Here is a 339-nt window from a genome sequence, read left to right on the forward strand (position 1 = left end):
TTTAGTCTTGGTTCTTGACTCTTGCAGCGGAGCGGTCCAGGATCTTTTTTACAGGTGTAACCCACATTCTGTTTTAGGATTATTGTTCCAGCGTCCGCTGCGTTCATCACCTGCAACAGTGCAGTGGGAGCAGCCAATAGAGTGATATCCTTTTGCCACAAGAGGGTGAAAAGGCAGGTTATGTGCTTTTATGAATTTATCGCGCTCTTCCTTTGAGACATCCAGAAGAGGATAGAACTTTAAAATTTCTCCTCTCTGTTCAAAAATATCCAAAGTAGCCCTATGGTCACTTTGCCATTCCATTAGTCCGCTCACCCAAACAGTATACTTGGATTTGAT

The 339-nt window shown here is 43.4% G+C and carries 1 protein-coding gene; it reads right to left on the minus strand.

Annotated features, from left to right (window positions below):
• Positions 1-48: 48 nt before the first annotated feature.
• The coding region (locus tag HC176_RS18160; protein WP_167920400.1) for a phosphoadenosine phosphosulfate reductase domain-containing protein at positions 49-339 on the minus strand (291 nt) is incomplete at its 5' end.

Source organism: Tamlana crocina (assembly GCF_012037625.1).